Below are 241 nucleotides of genomic sequence, written 5' to 3' on the forward strand. Positions count from 1 at the left end.
GTTCACGTCGGCGACGAGTTCGACGAGCACCATATTGCGGCACCTCTGCCCGATACATGTGTGACATCGCATGCGAGAACAGAAACCGAATCTCGTCCGGGTGGACTTTCGACGACTAAATTCCGAGGGGGTTTACTTGAGCATGCAAACTCATCGAGACTTCCTGATATATCGCGCGGGACGAAGGCGGCCTCTGGCGAAACAACGCTTGCGCTATGATGGGCGGTGGGGATGCCGCTTG

At 56.4% G+C, this 241-nt stretch carries 1 pseudogene; it reads right to left on the reverse strand.

The window, feature by feature from the left end:
• A pseudogene (locus RAD10_RS42445) lies at positions 1 to 91 on the reverse strand (2-oxoadipate dioxygenase/decarboxylase family protein); the annotation flags it as partial.
• Between the last annotated feature and the right edge of the window lie 150 nt (positions 92 to 241).

This window comes from Bradyrhizobium sp. 23AC, from assembly GCF_054863025.1.